The organism is Couchioplanes caeruleus (assembly GCF_023499255.1).
Classification (GTDB): Bacteria; Actinomycetota; Actinomycetes; order Mycobacteriales; family Micromonosporaceae; genus Actinoplanes; species Actinoplanes caeruleus_A.
In genome coordinates this window covers 3,118,238-3,139,021 of sequence record NZ_CP092183.1, presented here as the reverse complement: position 1 = coordinate 3,139,021, position 20,784 = coordinate 3,118,238, and the positions used below count along the sequence as shown (strand labels likewise).

Below are 20,784 nucleotides of genomic sequence, written 5' to 3'. Positions count from 1 at the left end.
CCCAAAGGGACATGACGTCAGGCAGTTCGGCGCCCAGAACTGATCAAGGACCCGCAGACGATGATCGGTCCCTTGGCACTACACGTTTCGAGAGATCAAGATCGTTCTCGCCTGCGAGGTAAGCCGAAGCAGCAGCCGGCATGAAACACTGGGCACCCAGGGTCACCGCTGCTCCGTCGCAACAACGAGTCCGTGCGGCAGCAACCAGGTGAGAGGAGTGCTCGCATGGGTCGCCGCGACGACATCGAGGCCAGGGCGAACACACTGATGTTCGACGCTCGTCGCCGCATCCCCTCCCCGTCGCTGCCAGGCGACTGTATGACCCACACGGAACTGGCCGACGCCGTCAACATCGCCATGCGCCGGCTCTACCCTGATCGAGCAGAGATTGCCAGGTTCGACGTCAACCAGGGCTGGATCAGCGCCATGGAACGTGGAGATTGCCGCTGGACTACCGATATACGCCGCGCCGCGCTACGCCACGTCCTCAACGTCGTCACCGACGCCGACATAGGTCTCTACCCACAGGAGCTTCCCCTGGACCGAGACCTTCTGCGGTCGAAGGCCGATGGCAGTGCGGATGCGGCGAAGCCTGAACCCAATGTGCGGTTTCGGAAAGCGCGCGTGCGCCTGTTCGGTACACGTGAAGCGCTTGCGGAAGCCGTCAACACCCGTCTCCCCCCAGCCTACATATTAACGGCAAACGACGTCGGCAAAATCGAACGCGGCGTCGTCGGGTATCCCCGTGAAGTGCGAAGGGCAGCCTTCCGCGAGGCCCTACAGGCTGAATCAGACGAGGCTCTAGGATTTGTCGACCGCCGCATTCTTGCGGCCGACGGACCTGTGACTCCGGAGCTGAATCATTCCACCGATGGGCCGAAACCCGGCAGGATCGCAGGTGCCGGGCAGCCAGCATATCGGGTCACAGCAGCACTGAATGTATCCGAGGCTGATGAGGGAATAGCGGCGATCGTCCACTCGACCGACTTTGAAAGTGAAGACTACGTTGATGTTCTTCAGCGTGTCGACAGGCTCGGGCGGAGTGTTAGCCCTTCAACCTTGAATGCCCTGGGCTCGAGCCTGAATTTTTTTGTTACTCAATACGAAACCCTCGATCACGCCAGCCTGTGGCGGCAACTGCAAAAACAGCGACGATGGACGGGCGCTTTGCTGGATGAATACAGGCGCCCAGCTCATCAGCGACAACTATTCGGTTTGGGATCAGCAACTGCTGGCCTCCTTGGGTACGTCGCAGTCGGACGCGGCGACTTCCCGCTGGCACGCGCCTATTGCCTCGAAGCGTTCACGATGGCCGAATACGCAGAGGACCCGAACCTTCAGGCGTGGGTCCGCGGTGTGCAAAGTTTCTGCGAATACTATGCCAAGGACTACCCAGAGGCCCTGCGCTTCGCAACGGATGGGCTTGCCTTCGCTGGGACTGGACCGCAGAGTATACGACTCGCCATCAACGGCGTGGCGCGAGCTGCGGGTAAGCTTGGGGACATAGGCGGGGTGCACAGGGCTGTAGAGAGCGCACACGATTTAATGACGAGGAACGATGTGCCCAAGGGCGTACCGTCCAGCATTGCCTTCGACTGTTACAGCGCGGCTCAGGTAGCAAGTAACGCCGCCACCGCGTACGTGTCTCTTGGACAGCCTGACAGAGTTCAGCAGTTCATCGACCTGGCCATGCCTGACATCAAGAAGTCGAATTCGCCGTGGAGCCAGTCGCTGGTTACCATTGACTTAGCGTCAGCCCTGATCTGCTCCACCGACCCGGACCTAGATCGAGCGGCCGACCTAATCATTGATGCTCTTAACATCTCGCAGGACCGCCCTCTCGTCTCGGTTAGGCAGAGGGCCGGCGATTTCCTGGAGCGCGCTGCCCAGAGGTGGGGCAGGAATCGCCAGATCGATGCCATTCGCGAAGCCGTCACGAGCGCAAACATGCGCGCATGACTGGAGAAGAATATACCGTGGCTCCAAGAGCGTGGGATCGTTTCCGAGAACTCGACCACCTTGTTAACCATTGGAACCGACGTATCGGTCCACCATCCTTTTACTGGTATCTAACATTCGAACAATCTCCCGAGATTCACGCGCTCGTTAGGAGATACCAGCGAGCCATCCCATTTCCATACTATGACCACGTCTCGCTCCGAGACCTACACGTCACACTCGACAGGGTCGAGTATGAGGACACCGGATCACGAAAGACTCTCCATGCAGCTGTAGCCGCCGCTCGGGAAGTATGCAAAAAGCTGCCACCGATACGAGTCGGCATTTCTTCGATGAGTGGAGCGCGTGGTGCTATCGGGTTTGAGATGGAACCACAAGAGTCCATCCGGACACTGCGTGACCAACTACGAGAAGCCACATTGTCCGTCATTCCCGAAGCGCCGGTCCGAGGGCCGGAGTTTCATGCCCACATCGCGATCGCTTATTGCAATTCCGATGAGGTATCGCCAACTGAAACGATCGAGGCAGTGGAAGCACTCGGACCTCTGCGGCCGATTGCCGTTACGGTCGAGAAAGCTACCCTGGTCCTGCTAAGAAGACTTACCAATTCCTACCGATGGACAGCGATATCGCGGATCCCGCTCGGGGGCTAACCTCGCCCGGCGCGACCTGGCCCGTCACCCCGGACGTGCTGCTTCCTAGTCTGTGCCGAACCGCAGTAGAGGCACGTCGAACAGTTCCGGCGCCTTCTGACGGTGAAGAACGGGATCCACCACCTCCACAATGATCAACTCGGTAAGAAACTGCACCTTTGCGCCGAGCAGGTGGCTGGTGTATCCGGTCGCGCTGAGCTCTTTCAGTCCGACGGCGACGTGAAGATGCGGCGCGATGTCACCCACGGCGTCGTCCCAGGCGATCGTGCCGCCGCCGAGTGCTTCGACGTTCTTCAGCTGGACCTTCGTCCAGACGGGTGCCTGCGGGTTCTCGACATGTTCGCACGTGCCGACGAGCTCGACGGCAGCGAACCCGGCTATGAAGATCGGGATGTAGCCGGAGCGGATGCCGTTGTCGTGGCACGCCTGCCGCAAAGACGTGAAGAAGTCGTCGCCGTGCTCGAACACGACAACGACAGTCCGGCCCGCCCGGGTTTCTCGACTCCGCATTCCTATCGCTCCTGTCCGCCCTGGGCAGCGCGGGATGCCTGCGGCCACGGCCAGGCGGTGTCCGCCATGTCACCGGCGGCCGCGAATGCCGCTGCGATGTCGTTGCGGTCGGCGCCGGCCGCAAGAGACAGATGCAGCAGGATGCGGGCCTTGTAGGGGTGCAGCATGCCGCAGCCGATCAGGCCGCGGCTGAGCAGATCACGTTCGGAACCGGCGAAGCCGTAGGTTCCGGCCAGGGTGGGGCCGGCACCGGTTCGTGATGCGAGTACGACCGGTATCCGGGCGGCGGCGTCGGTGAGCACCGGAAGCCAGCTCTCGGGGACGTGGCCGACGCCGAAGCCGGCGATGACCAGACCGTCGACGTTGTTCGTCAGCGCTTCGAGAGTGTTGCCGTTATCCCCGAGCGTGGCGGTGTGAAGGGCCACCGATGGCGCTGCGATCGGCGAGCGCGGCACGGGGAGGATGTTCCGGCTGCTGAGTCGGCTGACGAAATGGGGTTGGTTTTCGGCCATGTAACCGAGCGGGCCTCCGTTCGGGGAGGCGAACGTTGCGGTGTTGGTGGAGTGGGTCTTACGGACTCGGCGGGCCGCGTGGATCTCATCGGACAGAACGACCAGGCACCCCAGATCTCGAGCGGCGGGGCTCGCCGCGACGAGGACTGCGGCGAGCAGGTTCGCGGGACCATCGGCACCGGCCTGCGTGGGGTTGCGCATGGCTCCGGTCACCACAACCGGCTGCGGGCCGGGGTGGAGCAGGTCGAGTACGTAGGCAGTTTCTTCGATGGTGTCCGTGCCTTGGGTGACCACCACACCGGCAGCGCCCGCGTTGAGTTCCTTGCCGATGACCGCCGTCAGCTCGATGAGGTCCTCGATGCTCAGTGAGGCCCCCGGGCGAGTCCGGAACGTCAGGGCGTCGACGTCGATTCCGGTGTCGGCCAGGCCGGGAACGGCATCGAGGAGCTGCTGGGCAGACAGGGTGGGGGCGACGCCGCCTGTCGTGGTGGAGGTCATCGCGATAGTGCCGCCCAGGCCGACCACGAGGACTCGGGGCGTGGCGGCCGCACTCGTTGTAGCTGCCAAGGTGAGCGGCCCTTCTGACGCGGTTGGCGGACGTGACGAGCCTAGCCGTCCGTCTGGATGGCTTCGGCGAGGAACTGGCAGGCGCGGTCGAAACCGGCCAGCGACAGCAGCCGGCTGCGCGGTTGGGCGATGCCCTCGCTGCCCCAGTCGGAGAGTTCGGCGCAGCGGGTGACCAGCCAGCTCCAGTCCAATCCGAGGTAGTCGGCCAAGGCGTGCAGGCGCCGGGGCGGCGTGGTGCCAGCGGATACCGAATGGTGGATCGCATGTCCTGCAGCGTCGCCATAGCCGCGCAGCGTGGTCCGGTCATCGGCGACGTCGACGTACCAGATCCCGTCGGCGCCCAGCCAGGTCGCGGTGATGGCACGGCGACATTGGTCGTAGGCGAATCCGGGTGTGGCGGACAACTCAGGTGCGTCGGTAGCCGCGGTGTGTATGCCGTAGGACTCCATCAGCGCGACCGCGAGCAGCAGCAGCGCCCGCTCCCCGACTGGGGACTTCGCCACCGCCTCGCGCGGTATGCAGAATGCCCGCACGAGGCGCTCGCCCGAACCTGCACCGGCCGAGGTGCTCCGGAGGTATTCGTTCTTGTGGGTGAACAGCAGCCAGCTGGCGGCTTCCTCGCCGCGCTGCTCGCGCGTCCAGAACACTGGTGCGTCCGTGAGGTCTGGCATGTGCCGGCGGATGTGGTCGGCGCAGAACATCGATCCCAGCCACATACGGCTGGCGGGACTGGCATCGACCGCCATGTCACGGCTGACGGCAGACCTGTTCATCTGGGCGAACGCGGCGGTCTCTTGCGCGCTCGAGGCGATCACCGCGTCGTCGGCCAGCAACGCCTCGTCGAAGTTCGAGACCGCCCACAGTAGGGCAAAGGTGAGATCGTCGAGTCGATACGCCAGCGGGATCAGCAGACGGGCGTCGGCAGGAACTCCCCGGAGTCGGCGCCGCGCGTGCCGGCTGTCCAGGACGAAGGTCCCGCCGTCGGGCTCACTCAGCTGACCGACGACCAATCCCCGGCCGGGCCGCCGGATGAATGGATCTTCCGCGTAGCCTTCGGGCACCCGCGCCATCACCTGATCTCCGAGGACCGCGGGATGTAGCTGCACCGGGATGGCCGATCCCGGCAGTGCCCGGCCCGGCGGCGTGACCAGATAGCTCTCGGCAGGACCGGCATCCTTGAAAGGGTGGTGCGGCCCGCCAGCCCAGCGGGGTGTCAGTTCTGCTGGAGTCCGGAAAGCTCGGGTGGGCTCCACAGCGGCGGGGTGCCAAGGGGTTGTAGTTCCACCGTGGTCAACTGCTTCTCGCTGGTCATTGCTGCCTCCGGAGACCGCAACGGTGACCCCCCGAGGTCCGCTGTTCGTAGTCGCGTCGCTCGCCAGGTCCGGCATGCCGCGGCTGCTGCGGAAGCCGATCGCATGATCCGTTTCAACGCCCATGACCCGTCGAAATGCCGCTCGCCGCGGCGAGCGTGGAAAGGTGACCACGCCACGCTCGATTTTGCCGATGTCGTTGGCCGAGACCATGAATGCCGGCGGCAGGTGCGCATTTACCGCGTCTGCCAGAGCTTCACGGGTGCCGAACAGCCGGATTCGAGCACTTCGGAAGGGTTCGTTCGGCGTGTAGCGCGAGTCTGCCATGGCCCCTCCGTTGCGCTGGCCCGGACGGTACAGGCTGCGACGCGTCCGTCTACCTTAAGCGACCGGGGTGCAACACGTCGTGCTTGCGCCCGTCGTTCACGGTTGGGTGGAGCTGACGTAGCCGTCGTCGATGGCCATCGCCGTCGCCGCATCCGGTATGGGCTGGTTTGCTATAGCCGCGGGAATGCGGGCTTCACGTAAGAGGATGGCCAGATGGCAGAGGGTCGAGCCGCCGTCGAACACGAAGCCGGCCACCTTGCCGATCAGCAGAGACAGGATCGCGTACGGCCGGTTGGCGTAGATGATCGGGCGTTGGGGCATCGCAGCGATCGTGTCCATCAGCTCGACGAGATGCCGGCTGGTCGGCACGGGTGCTTGGGAGCCGATGTTCACGATCGGCGCGACGCTGAGCTCGGTGAGGTGCTCGCTGTCGACCCGCAGCAGGGGTCCCTGGGCGGACCCGGAACTGATGACGGTCGCGTCTTGGCCGCGGGTGGGCGGCGACTGGTGCTTCGGGATCGAGTAGTCGACGAAGTAGAGGGTTCCCGCCTCAATAACCCACTCCAGGTGGGCTTGCGGATGGATGGCGGTGACGGTGTGGGTGAACTCGGCAACGTGCCGCAACGCAAGGGTCGGCCAGCCAGGCAACTGGTCGATTGCGGACCACGCTGAGGGGTCGGCGGGCGGGGGTAGGAGGAGTTCGCTGGTGGTGTCGAGGCCGCGGTTGATGGCCAGCAGTCCGCTGGACGAGTGCTCCATGATGGTGCCGCCGTCGGGCAGGGCGCGGGTGACAGCTCCTGCGCTGCCACGTACGAAGCGGCGCACGATGACGGTGTGCGGCCGGTGGGGGTCGGCCCGGGTGCCGCAGGCCTGGGTGAGGAATGTTGTGAGGTCGGCGGCGGGGATGATGTTCTGCCGTGCTGAGGTGCCAAGGTCGACAACGACTTCACCGTCGAGGGCGGTCCACCACACCGGGTGCAACGTGGGGTTTTGCAGGCCGAGACCGTTGACGGTGATGATCCATCCGTCGCTAATTTGAATGCCGTGGCGCATCGCGAGCCGGTACATCGCCGACCGCTTGGCGGTGACCGCGTGCACGATGCTCGCGCATGCGCCGAGGGCGACGTCGGAGGCCGAGCCGTCGCGCAGGTAGAGCGAGTCCCAGGCGAACAGTGGAAGCCGGGGGTGCGCTCGCGTCAGGCCCGCGGTGACAGGCCGGACCTGAACGAGGTGGACCAGAGCGCCGTCCCAGGCCCACTCAATGTCGACGCTGTGGCCGAATACTCCGGCCAGGGACACGGCAAGCCGGGTGACGTCGCCATATGGCTGCGTGTCGTACTGGCCGACCGTGTGGTGGGTGCTGACGACGTCGGCTTCGCCGCTGACCAGGGTGTCGCCGGTGCCGGTGACCGCTTCGATGATGACGTGATCCTGCTGGCTGAACGCCACGCCGGCGAGGCGGGCCGGGACCATGGACTGCACGATGACAGCCATCCGTGGCTGTGGGCTGGTGTCCCCGGCACGAAGCCGGCCCAGGACCGCGCCGAGGCTGTAGAAGGACCGCCAGCACGCGACGATTGCTGCGTACACGTCGTCGAGAGTGTTGAGGTGCAGGTACGAGTCGTACAACCCGGCGTGGCTCTGCCGGTCGCCGTCCTCGACGGTGCTGGACGACCGGACGGCCCAGGGTCCGGGAACGTCTTTGACGTGGGTGTCGAGCTGGTCGCGCATCTTCGGTGTCAGCTCGATCTCCTGCAGGAGACTCGCGAGCCGGTATTCCCAGTTGGTCAGGTCGTGCCCGACGGTGGCCTCAAGGTCGGCGAAGTGATACCCGATCTGCTCGAGCCGCTGGGCGCCGAGGGTCTCGGTGAGCCAGTCGACCGGGATGCACACGGCCGGCGGGATGGTGGCGTGCGGCATGGCGTAGACCAGGCGGGCGAATTTCTGGCCGGTCAGTTGCGGCTTAGTGGGTGTTTGAGAGGGCGGTTATCCGGGCGCGCTGAGTGTCCGGCGGGCTTGTCGGGTGGCAGGTCGGCCACGGTCGAGGCGGCGGACCATGGTGTTGATCGCGGCCCATCGGATGAGCGCTTCGGACACTGCGGGGTCGCGTTCGTAGTCGCGGGCCAGGCGGCGGTGCGCGGTAAGCCAAGCAAGGCTGCGTTCGACGACCCACCGCTTCGGGTGCACGACGAAACCTTGCTGGTCCGCTGGTTTGCGGACGATCTCGACGGTGATCTTCAGGGTCTCGGCAGCCCAGTCGACCAGCTTGCCGGCGAAGCCCTGATCGGCGAACACGTACCGGATCGGCGAGGCCGTGTAGGTGCTGAGCAGGGTCGTCTTCGCGCCGTCGCGGTCCTGCCACGACGCTGACATCACGCAGACCACGACCAGCAGACCGAGGGTGTCGGTGACGATGAACCGCTTACGGCCGTTGACCTTCTTACCCGCGTCGTAGCCGCGGGAGTCCCTGCCGACGGTGTCGGCGGCCTTGACCGACTGCGAGTCCATGACCCCGGCCGACGGCTCGGGCTCACGGCCCTCGGCGAGGCGCAGCTGTTCACGGAGTTCTTCCAGGATCCGTTCGGTGACCTGGCGTTGCTCCCACTGCTGAAACTGCCAGTACACGGTCTGCCAGGGCGGGAAATCAACCGGTAGTTGCCGCCACGAGCAGCCGCTGCGGACCACGTACAGAATCGCGTCCACGATCGCCCGCCGCGGATGCTTCGGGATCCGACCTGGCTCCTTGATCAAGGGGAGCATCGGCTCCACGATCTCCCACTGCGCATCGGTCAAGTCCGACGGGTACCGCCGCTCACGCTTCACCGCGACAGCATCAGGCCACCCCGGCCGCCGTCAGGGACACGCCGTGCGACACCACTCTCAAACACACACTTAGGTTCGGCGTCGGTAGCCAGGTGTAGGGGTGGGTTGGTCACGGGGACCTCGCTGTCAGCTCAGGGCTGGCAGCGAGCGGTTTAGCTCGGGGGTTGCTGCGCCAGCCATTTGTCGAGAAGGATGCGGATCTGTTGATCAAGCTCGTCGGAGTCGTCGGTCGAGTTGTCGATCGTCCAGTCCGGGGAGATGCGATCAAATCCCCAAGATTGGACGCTGTCCGGAACAACGTTCACGTCTCCGCGTGCCTGCAGGCGCCGGGTGCGGACAGCGTCAGAGCAGGCAACGTGGACGAACTGGAAGCCGGTTTCGCGTAGACGGGGGTAATCGACAAGGGTGTCGCGAAGGTCGTCGTTGATCACGACGTCGGCGGTCGACCTGTCGACCCGGTTCAGGAAGTCTTCGACGAGAAAATCGGCATTGATCCTGCGCAGATGTGTTGCCAGGGAGCGGAGGATGTCGTTGTCGTGGGTCCAGAGCGGCACATCACGACCGGCGGTCGCATAGATGTGCTGTTGCAGCTGGTACAGCGGCAGCGCGAGCTTGACGATCTCCACCCGCAGACCGCGGGAGGTCAGCGCGCCTTCGATCCTCGCGCTGACGGTCGACTTGCCGGCCCCGGCAACCCCGTAGACACAGAGCATGCGCATTGCCGCTGCTTCCACCCTTCTCGTCTTGCTCAGGGAACCTTGTCCCGCTGCTTGAGCTTCTTCAGCCAACTCAACTTGGAGAGATGATCCTCGACGAAACCGACGTTATGTGCGTCGAGGAACAACCGAGTCCAAACGTTCAACGACTCGAATTCGGCCAGGACCTCGTCGTACGCGCCCGGCCGGGCAAGTGCACGGCTGCGAACGTACTCGACCTCCACCTGGTGCAAGACGTCCGGCACACCGTCCGTCGAGCACTCGTCGAACATGATCGAAAAGACATGCCCGGTGTCGAGCGACTCCAGCATGACGTTGTAACGCGTCCGCACGTACGTGCCGATCGGCACCACCGTCGCCCCGAACCGCTCCTGAGCCACAGCTACCAGGTCAGGGTCGGCCGGTAGGACCACACCGTCGGTCAGTTCTTCGCGGCGGATCGCCGCGTCCGCGTCGAACCACTTGCGGCGGATGATCCATCGCCCGTCAACGGCCGGGATGAAGGCGAGGTCGCCTCGCTCGCCGTCAGCGCCGGGGACCTCGAACAGGTGGGTCGGGAAACTCCACTGCTCGAAGTCATTGCCGTGCTCCGGCATCCAGCCCGGCAGTTCACCGTCGGCGAGCAGCCCACGGATTTTCAATGCAAGATGCCAGATGTCCGGTTGTCCGGAGAGGGTGAACTTCTGTTCGATCTCGGTGCCAGGAGCGGCGTTGATGAACCATCGCTGGTGGTTGTTGAGCTGCGGCCGGTGTCGGCGGTGACGTTGGCCGAGGTCCTCCAGCCAGCCCAATACGGTGCCGGTGTCGTCCGGATCACCCAGAAGCTCTTCGCCGTCAAGGGCGACAAACAGCGCCTCCTCCCCGGAAACCTCGACCTGTGAGTACGGGCGCCAACCGGATTCGGCGTCGCCAGCAAGGCAGAACAGCGGCGCTGTCGGCCCCGGGAACTTCGTCGAGCCGGCGACGAGCGTGCCCCACTTCGCCATCCCGTTCTGCGGCAGCTCTCCCGGACGGTGGATCTGGTAAGACATGGCGGGCGGCACCAGGCCACGACCGAGTACGACGGTGTTGCGGAAGGCAGACTCCGGATGGCCGATGGAGGCGAGCACCGCATAGTCGACCGCGGCTGGTCTATGGCGCAGGATCGGCGCGCCCAAGACCATCACGATCTGGGCAAGTGCCGTCTCCGGCGGCACTAATTGACTCATCCGGCCTACCTCCCGTTTCGTACGGCAGCTACACACCACCGTGGAGTTCCACAGTCACGCATCTCGGACCAGCCGGGAACGCCAAGTTGGCGGGAAGCGACCGGGATTCAGAGGGGAATCGGCAGGCAGACGCCACCTCGGGTGGAGGATCGCGCAGCCGAGACAGCCCGCAGGAGATCGGTCAAACCGACCACTATTTCGGGCACGGATCAGGCGACTTAAGGACGCAGCAGGAAGCAGCCGCCAGCAGCTATGAAATGGCCGTCAATCCTATTTGCCGTGGAAACCTGTGGGGGCAGCCACCCGCTAGCTCATTGGCCCATGTCCGCGCCACGAGGGCCCTAACCCGACGAAGACAGGCTAGAAGGCTGGCCAGCCGTAAGCCGCTCACGGCCGCGCTTGGTCGTTGCCGACCTTCTGACTAGTTGGCAGCGGCAGTTTGAGGAGAAGTAGGTCCATTGATGGCCCCCAGGACAACGTCGTTTCGCCGGCCTCGATCCAGCCGGCCCGCCGGTACATGCCCCGCGCAGCGGAACGCGGATCAGACGCCAGGGTGGCGAAACGCTCAGGGCGGTCTTCGAGCAGTTGACGGATCAGAACGTCGCCGATCCCCTCACCGCGCCGCCGAGGTGTCACGATCCACTCCATGACGGCGAACTTGGCGGCGTCCACGATCTCGGCAGGGGCCGGCCGGCTCGCGTTCGACCACCACGTTCCAGCAGGCATGATCCACCCGTAGGAGGCTCCGATCAGCGTGTCGCCATCCTTGGCGGTGATCAGCGTGAAACCGGGACGTCGTGATTCCTCGAGGAGGCTGGTTCGGAATCGGTCGACCTGCTCGAGACCCTCGTTGTACGGCGGTTCGGCGTAGACGACCGCGTAAAGATCGACCAACGGAGCCGCCGCAGTCAGTGAAGTCGGACCCTGATGCCGCGCGTAGGTGATCACAGCAGAATGCTAGGCGACGACGCGTTCGGTGAGTTCCCGATACATCGGCCGATTCCGTTCTTGGGCGGGGACCGCGCCCGTGACCTGCCGGGCGACCGTGCGAAGTAGTTCGTTGTGCTGGTCCGATGGAAGTTGGTCGAGTGCGTCTGCCGCTTGCCGGAGTCCGTCCGGGATACAACCTCCACGGATCAACGCCGCGGCGTGGTGCAGCTGGACCTGGGTCCGCAGACGTAACAAGGAGGCGGGATACAGCTGCTCCGCCTGCTCTCTCGCTCGACTCGCCTCCGGAACTTGGCCGGCGTGGGCGTAGACCCAGGCTTCGGTATGCCGGAGGCGGTGCTCCGGCCATCCCCACAGCGAGCCCGTGTCTCGAGTTACCGAGCTGGGGAGTTGCTCGGCCAAGTCGTTGAGCTGGCGAACGGTGGCGATCGCTTCGGTGTGCTCGCCGGCTAGGGAGAGCGCTTGCGCTCGACCAGCAAGCAGTCCGCACGACGCCGAGGTCGCGCGTCCGTGGGTCAGGGGTAACACATCATCGGCAAGGCGGAGGGTTTCGGCTGGGGGGCGGCCGTCGTAGCAGCCGTTCACCACGTCCCATGCCCTAGTCAGCACGATGGAGTCCGCGTCACCGGATTTGTCGGCGTAACTTTGCGCGTTGCGCCACCACCGGGCGGCGACGAGCGTCTGGCCTGCCGCGACCATGCTTTGCGCTACGAGCACCGAGAGACGCGCCATGACCTGTAACAGGTGGTTCCGCGCTGCGCCGGCGGCGACCCCCGCCATCGTTTGCACCACGGTTAGGTCAGCCCGCAGAGTCGCTAAGACCTGGTCGGCCGGTTGCCGGTAGTAGGCGTTCCCGTAATCGGCAACGATCTGATCCCACTGATCCAGGTCCGGGTCCACGGCGGCGCAAATGCCGTGGCGAAGGGCCTCCCACTGCACGAGTGGATTCGCACTCGCCGCCAGGACGCTGACTGCTTTCAGTAGGTCTCGCCGCTGCATTGGGATCGCGCTGCTGTCGTCTCCGTAGGGAACATTGCCCGGCATCCGCCGAGTCGTGGGCACACCGGGCCACTGCTGGGAAGGATACTCAGACGGGCCTGTTGCTGGTGGATCAACGGATGCAGTCTGCGTTACAGGGACGCCGGCGCGTCCACCGTTGATCGACAGGAACGACTCACGTCGAGCGGGACGGTGCTGCCCGTCGGTCCAGCCGGCATGGGCGTCCGCCATCAGCGGCCATACCCCGCCGGTGGACGCGGGTCCCGGGCGGCGAGAGTCGAAGAACCCGATGGCTTCATCTGACGGTGCCTGCAGCGCCTGGCGAAGGGCGGCGCGGCGTGGAGCACGCGGGAAAGTGACTACACCGCGTTCGATTTTCCCTATGTCGTGCGGCGATAGCAGGAACGCGGGAGAAAGATAGGCATTAGCTGCTTCGGCAAGAGCCTCGCGGGTACCGAAAAGGCGCAGGCGCGCGTCGCGGAACTGCCTGTTAGGCGTCCTGCGCGACTCCGTCATTCCTTCTCCCCGGTGCGTTCACTCCGGCCTCGGCGCACGTAACTCTCGGTCCACTAGGCGACCGCTACGTGAGTATCGAGAGGCGATCATCCTTGTGGGCGGGCATCGCAACGCCGTGGTCAACGCTGGCTCGGCGCAGTGCAGGCTGGCGCCACAGAACGGGCGCCAGCCTCCTGGCGAGCAGCATGAGACTTGCCCTTTGTCTGTTACCGATCGAAGTCGCCGTCCTTGGCTCCTCCGACGAATGCATCGAACTCAGAGTCGGTGAAGATCAGGGTTCCAGCGTCTGGGCGCTTGGAGTTGCGGACCGCTACCCCGCCTTCCTCGAGGTTGCATACCTCGACGCAGTCAGAGCCGCCCCCTGATCGACGGGACTTGAACCACACGCCCGGGGGGCGCCCACCGGTTGTCTCGTTCGCGGGAATACGCATTGTCATCTCCTGCTCAGACAGTCCTCGGCCGCTGCGGCGAGGCACTCGATGGATTCGGCTGGGCCGAGCGCGGCCCGCCGGAGTTCGGCGGCAAGGTCGGAGTAGATGGTGACCTTGGCCTGGTCGTGGAGCAGCATGTCCTCGATGTTGGTGTCGACGTTGACGACGACCGAGTCATCTGGGTCCGCGTAGGTGTAGTGGGTGAATGCTGTCCGAGCCTGCGCGTGCCGGCTCAACCCGCTGACGAACGGTAGTACCCGGACCGTGACCGACGGTTGGTTGAGCGCAGCCCCAACCAGGTGGTCTAGCTGGTCGTGCATCACTTGCGGGGGTGCCACCGCGAGTCGGCGCAGCACTGCTTCGTCCAAGATGACTTCCAAGGGAGTCGCGTCCGGCCCTGACAGGATCGCCTGGCGTTGAATCCGGGCCTCGAGCATTCGTGCGGTAGAGAAGCGGCGGGAGTTGGCAGCCCGGTCGGCAGCGGCTCTCACGGCGGCGAATTCCTGTGTCTGCAGGAGCCCGGGGATGAGGAACGGCTGGAACTGGAAGATGGTCGCAGCTCCGCTTTCGAGATCAGCCGTTCGCGCTTGTCGTGGCCCCATCTCGTCGTCGAACCGTTCCCACCAGCCCTGGTGAGCTGAACCACGGGCCAGCCGCATTACCAAGCCAAATCGATCCCCGGTGACAGCGAGATGAGTCAAGATAGCCTCAATCGCTGCCGGATCGACCCGGCGATTTGCGGTCTCAATGTGGCTAATTTTCTGCCGTTGTATTCCTGTCTCAGCGAAGAGTTTTTCTGTGGTATATCCCGCGTCCTGCCGGATGCTGAACATTTCTTCGGCGAGTCGCAACCTGCAAACATAGGGGCTGACTCCCACAACAGCACCTCCCAGACTCACCCCGACGTTCGACTTATCCAATGCTGGCCCAGCAACATCGGCATCGTAACCCACGTTTTTCTAGCTTGGCCGACCCCCGCATGCGCCGCACTCATGTTGTTGCTGGTCGGGCCGCCGATACCCGCTACATTCCCTTTTAAATTCCCGCCCAATTCCCGCGTGCCTGCCTTCACCACCTGTACGCGATGGGTGATCGTGGACCCACGCAATCAGTTGATGATGTCGAGGCACCCCCGCTCGACGGATGTCAAACCGGAGTACAGCAGCCCAGTGAGCGCCTATCGCGTGCGGCGAGATGGGTAGCAGAGTTGGCGGAGGAGTTGACGATGACCAGCACGGTGGACCTGGCACTCAACAGCACCGCGGCAGCGTGCGGCCGATCGCGCACGGCGATCGCCCTCGCCGCGCTCACGACACCGCCGGCCAGAGGCCCGCTCCCTGACGTACAGGCGAGCCCGCAGGCCAGCCTGACCCCTGCACCGGCCAGTGGGCGATCCAATTCGGCGCGGGTTCCCACCTGCTCCAATCCGCAGGAATCGATCTGGGCCGTACGAGTGGACCGGCCGGACGGCACCCACAATTATGTTGGACCCGAAACAGGTGAGCCGGCCGCTGAGGCACGCCGCACTCGAGAACAGCATCAGTGGGCCGCCGCAGGCCTGTGGGCGCCGTCAGTATCCGTTGTCAAAATGGCCGCAACCGCCTTCGTGTCCCACGCACGACGCCACCCCAATTGCACCTCCACCGAGTGCCCTCGATCGACTGATCCGCCCTCTGCTGCCGATACAGATTGCGGCGCTTCCCCCGGACCGGCACGAGAGCACCCGATTGCAGCTGACATCGGCTACCTGAACTCCCGGTCGCGGTAATCGCATATGTCATTGCCGCGGCCGGGCGAAACCCGTAAGACGACCAAGAACCCCGAGGTTGGCTATTCCCGTCGGAAAGCAGCACACAACGAGAGAGCGGGGGCCTGATGTCCCAGACACGGGACTATCCGCCGGCGGTGATCGTGCATCGGCCGGACTGTCTTGACGTGCGTGGCCAGTCGTTGACGCAGCTGCCTACGGCGGAGCTGGCCCGGCTACACCCGAATGGCCGGCGGCACGACTGCTTCCAGTTCCATCAGAACTCGGTGGGTGTCGCCGAGGAAGTGCGCTACTTGCCGCACGGCTATGAACCATCCGAGCAGACGTACCCGGACGCCGTCCGTGCGTGCTGTCGCCATTGCGGCAGCACGCACGGCACGCTCGACGCGCTGATCCTGCCACCCGGCGCCCGCGTCGTGGACCCGGCGCAGCGGGAATAGCTCCGGTGGGGCTGCCACCTTTCAGGTGTGCCTCCGACCGCCGCCGACGCCCCCAGAAATCGTGCGGCGCGGCATCGGCAGCCCACTGGGCACGCGTACAGATGTCCGATCGCCAGATCATCACGTTCCGGCACGCGCCGCCCGTCGACAGATCAACGCCTGTCGACCTGAAGTCTGTTCGTTCACAACCACGTCGAGGACCCCTGGCATGACTTCAAACGCGCCAAAACTGTCCATAGTGGAGCGCACAAGCAAGTATCTCGGCCAAGCGGAGAGCTTGGGCGCACTGGCCCACGACGCGTACTGGCTCGTCCATCACGACGTCACTGGTGCGCTCAAGGGTTCCCGGCGGGCCGCCGACCGGATCATCGCGGCGTCGACTCTGGCGGAACTGCTCGAGCTTGATGCCATCAAGGTCGAGCCGGATCGGGTTGTTGCCAATAAGGGCAGGTCGGTTGCCGACGATCGGCTGTTGGCGGCCGTCCGCGATCAACTGCTGGAGGCTCCACGACTGAGTCCGGTGGATGTCATCGACGCTCTGGCCTCAGATATCCGTGGCCGAGTAGCTGAGCGGCTGATCACATCCGGATTAGCGGTGACGAGGAGATCCGGGTTTCGCCGGGTGACCGTGCGGCGTGAAGGCGACCTGGCGCCCGCGTCGGTCGAGGCTGACCTGATCAACAGCGTTGTCAGCGGACACCGGTTGACCAACCATCAGCGGTTCCTGCTCACCTTGCTGCACCACGCCAGCGGAGCTGGATTCTTGCACACTACTTTCACCCCGATTATGTCGAAACAAGTGTTTACTCCCGATCTAATCGAGCGGGCTTTCACCCATGAGCAGGCCGCCGCAGCCCAATACGGCTGCCTGGCGGAGGCCGCGTGCATCTCCTTGCGGTTGATAGCCGCCGCCTAGTCCTTCCCCTCAGCTGAACGCTCGCCCCTCGTCACCCTTCTCATCTTGGAGCACTCATGCCGCGTCGACGACCGCCTTCCCTCTACGCCGGCCTACGCCGGTCGCGGTTGGGTGTCGGACCGCTGGTGCTGTACGGCATCGCTGCCGTGACACCGCTGACGGTCATTGTCGGCGGGCAGTCGCTGGGATTCGGGCAGATCCAGCAGTTGGGCACCCCCGTCGGGTACCTGCTCGCCGCCGCGGTGCTCGCGGTGTTCGCGGTCGGTGTCGCAGCGATGGCCCGACACCTACCAAACCCTGGCGCGTTCTACTCCTACGTCGCTGCGGGCCTCGGCCAGCCCTTGGCTGCCGCCACGGCGGCGATCGCGTTGGTGGCCTATTTTGCGATCCAAATCGGCCTGTTCGGCCTGTTCGGGGTGGCCGCGGTCGCGATGTTCAGCGCGTTCGGGGTTGCCGGATGGTGGGCTTTCTGGGCGTTGGCCGGGTGGGCGGCGCTGTTCGGGCTCGGCCAGCTGAAGATCCGCACCAACGCGAAAATCCTCGCGGTGCTGATCAACGCTGAACTCGTGCTGGTTCTGGTGCTGGACAGCGTCATGGTGCTGCACCCGGCCGACGGGATCCGGTTCGACGCGCTGAACCCGATGCTGCTGGCCAACGCCACCGGGATCGCGTCCCTGGTCGGGGCGATCACCGGCCTGGTCGGCTTCGAGGTTCCGCTCGCGTTCGCGCCGCTGGCCGTGGACCCGAGAACCACGGTGCGGCGAGCCATCGGCTGGATCCTGCTGATCGTCGCCCTGTTGTACGGCGGGTCGGCATGGGCGATGACCGTGATCGCCGGCCCAGACCGGATCATCGGCATCGCCGCCCAGCACCCCAGCGACCTGTTCTTCTACCTCGCCGCACCGCACGTGCCAGTGGTGGTGATGACCGCCGCGCTGGTGCTGTTCACCACCAGTCTGTTCGCCGCGATCCTGGCCTTCCACTCCACCATCGGCCGCTACACCCTCACCCTGGCGCGCGAAGGAGTGCTGCCCAGCTGGCTGGCGATCACCCGCAGCGACGACGTCCCCGCCGCCGCCTCCCTAACGCAGTCCACGATCGCGTTCGTCGTGCTCGTCGCGGCGGGCTTGCTGGGGTTGGACCCGGTGCAGGATCTGTTCTTCTTCGGCACTACCGCCGGTGGCCTCGGTGTCCTGATCATGATGTGCCTGACAGGGGCCGCGGTCATCCGCTACTTCCGCCACAACCCGCACGGCGAAACCCTATGGCAGCGCCGGATTGCTCCGCTCACCTCCACGGTCCTGCTGACGGTGATCGCCGCGGTCTGTGTCGCGTTCTTCGGTGACCTGCTCGGCACCACCAACCCGGTCAAGATCTGGTCCGCGCCCCTTGTCTACGCCACGGTCGCGTCGGCCGGCATCTGCTGGGCGCTGCACCTGCGCCGGCACCGCCCGCACGTCTACGCCGTCATCGGCCTGGGGGACCGGAGCCGTGCCCAGCCCGACGCGATCCCGATCGGGCAGGGACGCCAGTCGGATCCCAAATCGAGTCCTTCGCCGTCACCGGTCAACCGGTGACGCTTCTTCGCCACGTACCGCAGCTTCTTGGAAAGGCCAAATGATTGCCATGAACGGACTTGCGAATCTCGTCCTACGCGACGCCCACCCACTCGACCGTCCGGCTGCAGCCGAGGTCCTCACCGCCGCTTTCGGCAACAGCCCGGTGGTCTGCTGGGCCGAACCCGACCCAGCTGCGCGCGCCGCGCAGCTCGGCCCGTACTTCGCGGCCATGGTCGCCCTCGCCGCAGAGACCGGCACCGTGCATCTGGCCATCACTGACAACCGCATCGTCGGCGTCGCGCTCTGGTACCCGCGCACCACGGCCGGGCTCAAGGCACACGAGGTTCTCGACGCCCAGAGCCTCGAAGCCGGTCCGGAGAGCCTGCGCCGGCTCGGCCGACTCGAGCAACTGCTGCACGCGCGCCGGCCCCAAGAGCCGCACCACTACCTGGCTTACCTCGGTGTCGCACCCGGCGATCAGAGCAAAGGCATCGGGACCGCGCTGGTCATCAAGCACCACAAAACCCTGCGCGTCGCCGGTACGCCGGCCTACCTGGAAGCCAACGATCCGCGCAACCGGGCCCTGTATGCCCGGCTCGGCTACACCGACCACGGAACGCCGATCACCGGCCACGGCGGCCCGCCGGTCTATCCCATGCAGCGGACCTTCGCGCCCTGACCGCTACCGCAGATCTGACACGAGGTCAGCAAGTAGCCGGCGCTGACCTGCACGCGACGGACCTGCGGCGGCCCACGGCGCGTCGACACCTCGCCCGCAGCATCTGCCGCACTGGGCGGTGCGGCGGGCGAGGCACCAACCGGTCACCCGGCCGTGTGCCCGGCTGGCCCTGGGCACACCCGCGTCCACCGGGTGACCACGGCGGGGCGCCTTTGACCTTCCCCAGCGTCAGAGGCGTCCCGCGCACCAACCCCTTCTTCACCCCCTTGATGATGAGAGGCGACACCGACCCATGATGGGCATCGGCACCTACGACCGACCTGCACGACACCCCACCCCTTCCTCGACCGGCGCCGGCAACTTCAGCGCGGCCACCCCCAGGCCAGCACACCCGGCCAGCCGCAGCGACGCCCGTCGTGGCGCCGCCGCCGGCTCGGGCACCGGTGCGGCCATGCGGCCCGCAGCGCTGCGAACGGGGGCGGGGGCGTGACCGGGCCGGTGACGTTGGCGCGGCGCACCATGGGCGCCGGCGCGCTGATCGGGGTGGCGGCCGTCGCGTCGTCGCCGCAGACGGTCCTCAACGGTGGTATCCCCGCCACCTATGCCCAATCCGGGGTGCAAGGCGTCCCGCTGTCATTCGTGATCGTCACGCTGGTGCTGGCGTTGCTAGGCGTCGGTTACGTTGCCGTGTCCCGGCACGTCCCGCACGGTGCACCGTTCTACGCCCAGCTTGCCCGCGGTCTCGGCCCGGGCTGGGGTCTGGCCGCCGCCGGGGTCGCCCTGCTCGGCTACAACACCCTGCAAATCTCTCTGTATGCCCTGCTGGGCACCAGCATCGCGGCGATGACCGGTATCGGGTCGTGGTGGATGTGGGCTGCAGCGGGATGGCTGATCGTGCTGCTGCTGGGCCAGTATCCCGGCGCCGCTAACGCGAAGCTCTTCGGCGTGCTGCTCGCGTGCGAGGTCGGCATCGTGCTGGCGTTCGACGTCGCCGCCCTGGCCAACCCGGCCCAAGGCATCACGTTCGACGGGTTCGTACCGTCGGAGCTCTTTGTCGCCGGGGGCGGCGCCGGGGCGCTGGTCTTCGCCGTCGCGGCGTTCGCCGGTGCGGAAAGCCTGCCCGCCTTCGGTGACGAGGCCCGTTCGACCCTCACCATCGTGATCGCCACGTTCGCCGCGTATGGGCTGCTCGGCGGTCTCTACGCGCTGACCTCCTGGGCTTACGCCGCCGTGGTAGGACCGACCCGATTGGAAGCCGGGGCGGCGGTGGACGAGCCCATGACGATCCTGGCCAACACATGGGGGCCCGGGATCGGCGGCTTGGGCACTCTGCTGCTGGTCACCAGTGTGCTGGCCGCGATGTCGGCGTTTCACGGCATCGTCGCCCGCTACCTGTTTGCCCTGGCCGACGACGGTGTGCTGCCCACGGCGTTGGCTTCGATCACCCCTGGCGCCAAGGGTGGTGCCCCGCGAGGCGGGTCATTGACACAGGCCGCGATCTCCGGAGTTGTACTTGGCGGATTCGTGATCAGCGGTATTGACCCGATGACGGTGATGTTCGTGTGGCTGTCGAGCATCGGCGCTGTCTGCATCCTCGGCCTGCTGATGCTGTCGTCGTGGTCGGCTATCTCGTTCTTCGGCAAAGGCGCCGGCCGGGAATCAGTGTGGGTGCGTCAACTGCTCCCTGGTGCCGGCGGCGTCACCGGCGTGCTCACGTTGGTGTTCGTGCTGTCCAACCTGCCGATGATGCTCGGCCTGCCCGACGGCTCCCCCCTGCCCCTGCTCATCGGCGGCCCGCTACTGGCCGTCATCGTCACTGTGTTCGTCGCCCGCGGCCGGTCGCTCAAACAGCACCGGCCCGAGGTGTACGCGCAGCTCGGCCACCGCCAGGTGGACCCTCTCCAAGTACGCGATCCGCGGATCGTGGGGCTGAAGCTGTGAAC

General features: G+C 65.6%; 18 protein-coding genes. 7 read left to right on the top strand and 11 right to left on the bottom strand.

Annotated elements, in window-relative coordinates; genetic code table 11:
* Positions 1 to 225: 225 nt before the first annotated feature.
* On the top strand, positions 226 to 1,959 hold the full coding sequence (locus COUCH_RS14660) for a hypothetical protein (RefSeq protein ID WP_249612630.1): 1,734 nt from the start codon (positions 226 to 228) through the stop codon (positions 1,957 to 1,959).
* On the top strand, positions 1,956 to 2,612 hold the full coding sequence (locus COUCH_RS39175; RefSeq protein WP_430640937.1) for a 2'-5' RNA ligase family protein: 657 nt from the start codon (positions 1,956 to 1,958) through the stop codon (positions 2,610 to 2,612). Before COUCH_RS14660 ends, COUCH_RS39175 begins: the two co-directional genes overlap by 4 nt.
* Positions 2,613 to 2,657: 45 nt before the next feature.
* Here the strand turns inward: COUCH_RS39175 and COUCH_RS14655 are convergent, their stop codons facing one another.
* The 11 genes from COUCH_RS14655 to COUCH_RS14605 all read right to left on the bottom strand — a co-directional run bounded on the left by COUCH_RS14655 (position 2,658) and on the right by COUCH_RS14605 (position 14,330).
* A complete protein-coding gene (locus COUCH_RS14655) occupies positions 2,658 to 3,122 on the bottom strand; it encodes a PPC domain-containing DNA-binding protein (RefSeq protein WP_249612629.1) in 465 nt (154 codons plus the stop codon).
* 2 nt (positions 3,123 to 3,124) lie between these two features.
* On the bottom strand, positions 3,125 to 4,132 hold the full coding sequence (locus COUCH_RS14650; protein WP_249612628.1) for an asparaginase: 1,008 nt from the start codon (positions 4,130 to 4,132) through the stop codon (positions 3,125 to 3,127).
* A gap of 110 nt (positions 4,133 to 4,242) precedes the next feature.
* Positions 4,243 to 5,838: a hypothetical protein gene (locus COUCH_RS14645; RefSeq protein ID WP_249612627.1), complete on the bottom strand. Its 1,596-nt coding sequence runs from the start codon at positions 5,836 to 5,838 to the stop codon at positions 4,243 to 4,245.
* Between the two features lie 96 nt (positions 5,839 to 5,934).
* The gene (locus COUCH_RS14640; RefSeq protein WP_249612626.1) at positions 5,935 to 7,758 is read right to left on the bottom strand and encodes a PEP/pyruvate-binding domain-containing protein; all 1,824 of its coding nucleotides are present in this window, start codon (positions 7,756 to 7,758) and stop codon (positions 5,935 to 5,937) included.
* Between the two features lie 66 nt (positions 7,759 to 7,824).
* Complete coding sequence (locus COUCH_RS14635) at positions 7,825 to 8,661, bottom strand: IS5 family transposase (RefSeq protein ID WP_249612625.1); 837 nt, start codon at positions 8,659 to 8,661, stop codon at positions 7,825 to 7,827.
* 152 nt (positions 8,662 to 8,813) lie between these two features.
* Entirely contained in the window at positions 8,814 to 9,380 is a 567-nt protein-coding gene (locus COUCH_RS14630; RefSeq protein ID WP_249612624.1) for an ATP-binding protein, read from the bottom strand.
* A gap of 29 nt (positions 9,381 to 9,409) precedes the next feature.
* Entirely contained in the window at positions 9,410 to 10,585 is a 1,176-nt protein-coding gene (locus COUCH_RS14625; protein WP_249612623.1) for a hypothetical protein, read from the bottom strand.
* A 387-nt stretch (positions 10,586 to 10,972) separates the two neighbouring features.
* The gene (locus COUCH_RS14620) at positions 10,973 to 11,533 is read right to left on the bottom strand and encodes a GNAT family N-acetyltransferase (protein WP_249612622.1); all 561 of its coding nucleotides are present in this window, start codon (positions 11,531 to 11,533) and stop codon (positions 10,973 to 10,975) included.
* 9 nt (positions 11,534 to 11,542) lie between these two features.
* Positions 11,543 to 13,048, bottom strand: coding sequence for a hypothetical protein (locus COUCH_RS14615; protein WP_249612621.1), 1,506 nt, complete (start codon positions 13,046 to 13,048; stop codon positions 11,543 to 11,545).
* A gap of 206 nt (positions 13,049 to 13,254) precedes the next feature.
* Positions 13,255 to 13,479, bottom strand: coding sequence for a DUF397 domain-containing protein (locus tag COUCH_RS14610; RefSeq protein WP_249612620.1), 225 nt, complete (start codon positions 13,477 to 13,479; stop codon positions 13,255 to 13,257).
* Positions 13,480 to 13,481: 2 nt separating this feature from the next.
* On the bottom strand, positions 13,482 to 14,330 hold the full coding sequence (locus COUCH_RS14605; protein WP_249612619.1) for a helix-turn-helix domain-containing protein: 849 nt from the start codon (positions 14,328 to 14,330) through the stop codon (positions 13,482 to 13,484).
* 1,024 nt (positions 14,331 to 15,354) lie between these two features.
* Between COUCH_RS14605 and COUCH_RS14600 the strand changes: the two genes are divergently transcribed.
* The 5 genes from COUCH_RS14600 (at position 15,355) to COUCH_RS14580 (ending at position 20,782) form a co-directional block, all read left to right on the top strand.
* Positions 15,355 to 15,687: a hypothetical protein gene (locus COUCH_RS14600; protein WP_249612618.1), complete on the top strand. Its 333-nt coding sequence runs from the start codon at positions 15,355 to 15,357 to the stop codon at positions 15,685 to 15,687.
* Between the two features lie 208 nt (positions 15,688 to 15,895).
* The gene (locus COUCH_RS14595) at positions 15,896 to 16,603 is read left to right on the top strand and encodes a GPP34 family phosphoprotein (RefSeq protein WP_249612617.1); all 708 of its coding nucleotides are present in this window, start codon (positions 15,896 to 15,898) and stop codon (positions 16,601 to 16,603) included.
* 125 nt (positions 16,604 to 16,728) lie between these two features.
* The gene (locus tag COUCH_RS14590) at positions 16,729 to 18,180 is read left to right on the top strand and encodes an APC family permease (protein WP_249612616.1); all 1,452 of its coding nucleotides are present in this window, start codon (positions 16,729 to 16,731) and stop codon (positions 18,178 to 18,180) included.
* Between the two features lie 40 nt (positions 18,181 to 18,220).
* A complete protein-coding gene (locus COUCH_RS14585; RefSeq protein ID WP_249612615.1) occupies positions 18,221 to 18,841 on the top strand; it encodes a GNAT family N-acetyltransferase in 621 nt (206 codons plus the stop codon).
* A gap of 486 nt (positions 18,842 to 19,327) precedes the next feature.
* Positions 19,328 to 20,782: an APC family permease gene (locus COUCH_RS14580; protein WP_249612614.1), complete on the top strand. Its 1,455-nt coding sequence runs from the start codon at positions 19,328 to 19,330 to the stop codon at positions 20,780 to 20,782.
* Positions 20,783 to 20,784: the final 2 nt, after the last annotated feature.

What these genes read in the sequence shown, in the direction of transcription:
- COUCH_RS39175 (WP_430640937.1), top strand. Translation starts at nt 1,956, where the DNA reads ATGACTGGAGAAGAATATACCGTGGCTCCAAGAGCGTGGGATCGTTTC.
- COUCH_RS14655 (WP_249612629.1), bottom strand. Translation starts at nt 3,122, where the DNA reads ATGCGGAGTCGAGAAACCCGGGCGGGCCGGACTGTCGTTGTCGTGTTC.
- COUCH_RS14595 (WP_249612617.1), top strand. Translation starts at nt 15,896, where the DNA reads ATGACTTCAAACGCGCCAAAACTGTCCATAGTGGAGCGCACAAGCAAG.
- COUCH_RS14645 (WP_249612627.1), bottom strand. Translation starts at nt 5,838, where the DNA reads ATGGCAGACTCGCGCTACACGCCGAACGAACCCTTCCGAAGTGCTCGA.
- COUCH_RS14625 (WP_249612623.1), bottom strand. Translation starts at nt 10,585, where the DNA reads ATGAGTCAATTAGTGCCGCCGGAGACGGCACTTGCCCAGATCGTGATG.
- COUCH_RS14650 (WP_249612628.1), bottom strand. Translation starts at nt 4,132, where the DNA reads ATGACCTCCACCACGACAGGCGGCGTCGCCCCCACCCTGTCTGCCCAG.
- COUCH_RS14615 (WP_249612621.1), bottom strand. Translation starts at nt 13,048, where the DNA reads ATGACGGAGTCGCGCAGGACGCCTAACAGGCAGTTCCGCGACGCGCGC.
- COUCH_RS14630 (WP_249612624.1), bottom strand. Translation starts at nt 9,380, where the DNA reads ATGCGCATGCTCTGTGTCTACGGGGTTGCCGGGGCCGGCAAGTCGACC.
- COUCH_RS14610 (WP_249612620.1), bottom strand. Translation starts at nt 13,479, where the DNA reads ATGCGTATTCCCGCGAACGAGACAACCGGTGGGCGCCCCCCGGGCGTG.
- COUCH_RS14600 (WP_249612618.1), top strand. Translation starts at nt 15,355, where the DNA reads ATGTCCCAGACACGGGACTATCCGCCGGCGGTGATCGTGCATCGGCCG.
- COUCH_RS14640 (WP_249612626.1), bottom strand. Translation starts at nt 7,758, where the DNA reads ATGCCGCACGCCACCATCCCGCCGGCCGTGTGCATCCCGGTCGACTGG.
- COUCH_RS14585 (WP_249612615.1), top strand. Translation starts at nt 18,221, where the DNA reads ATGATTGCCATGAACGGACTTGCGAATCTCGTCCTACGCGACGCCCAC.
- COUCH_RS14660 (WP_249612630.1), top strand. Translation starts at nt 226, where the DNA reads ATGGGTCGCCGCGACGACATCGAGGCCAGGGCGAACACACTGATGTTC.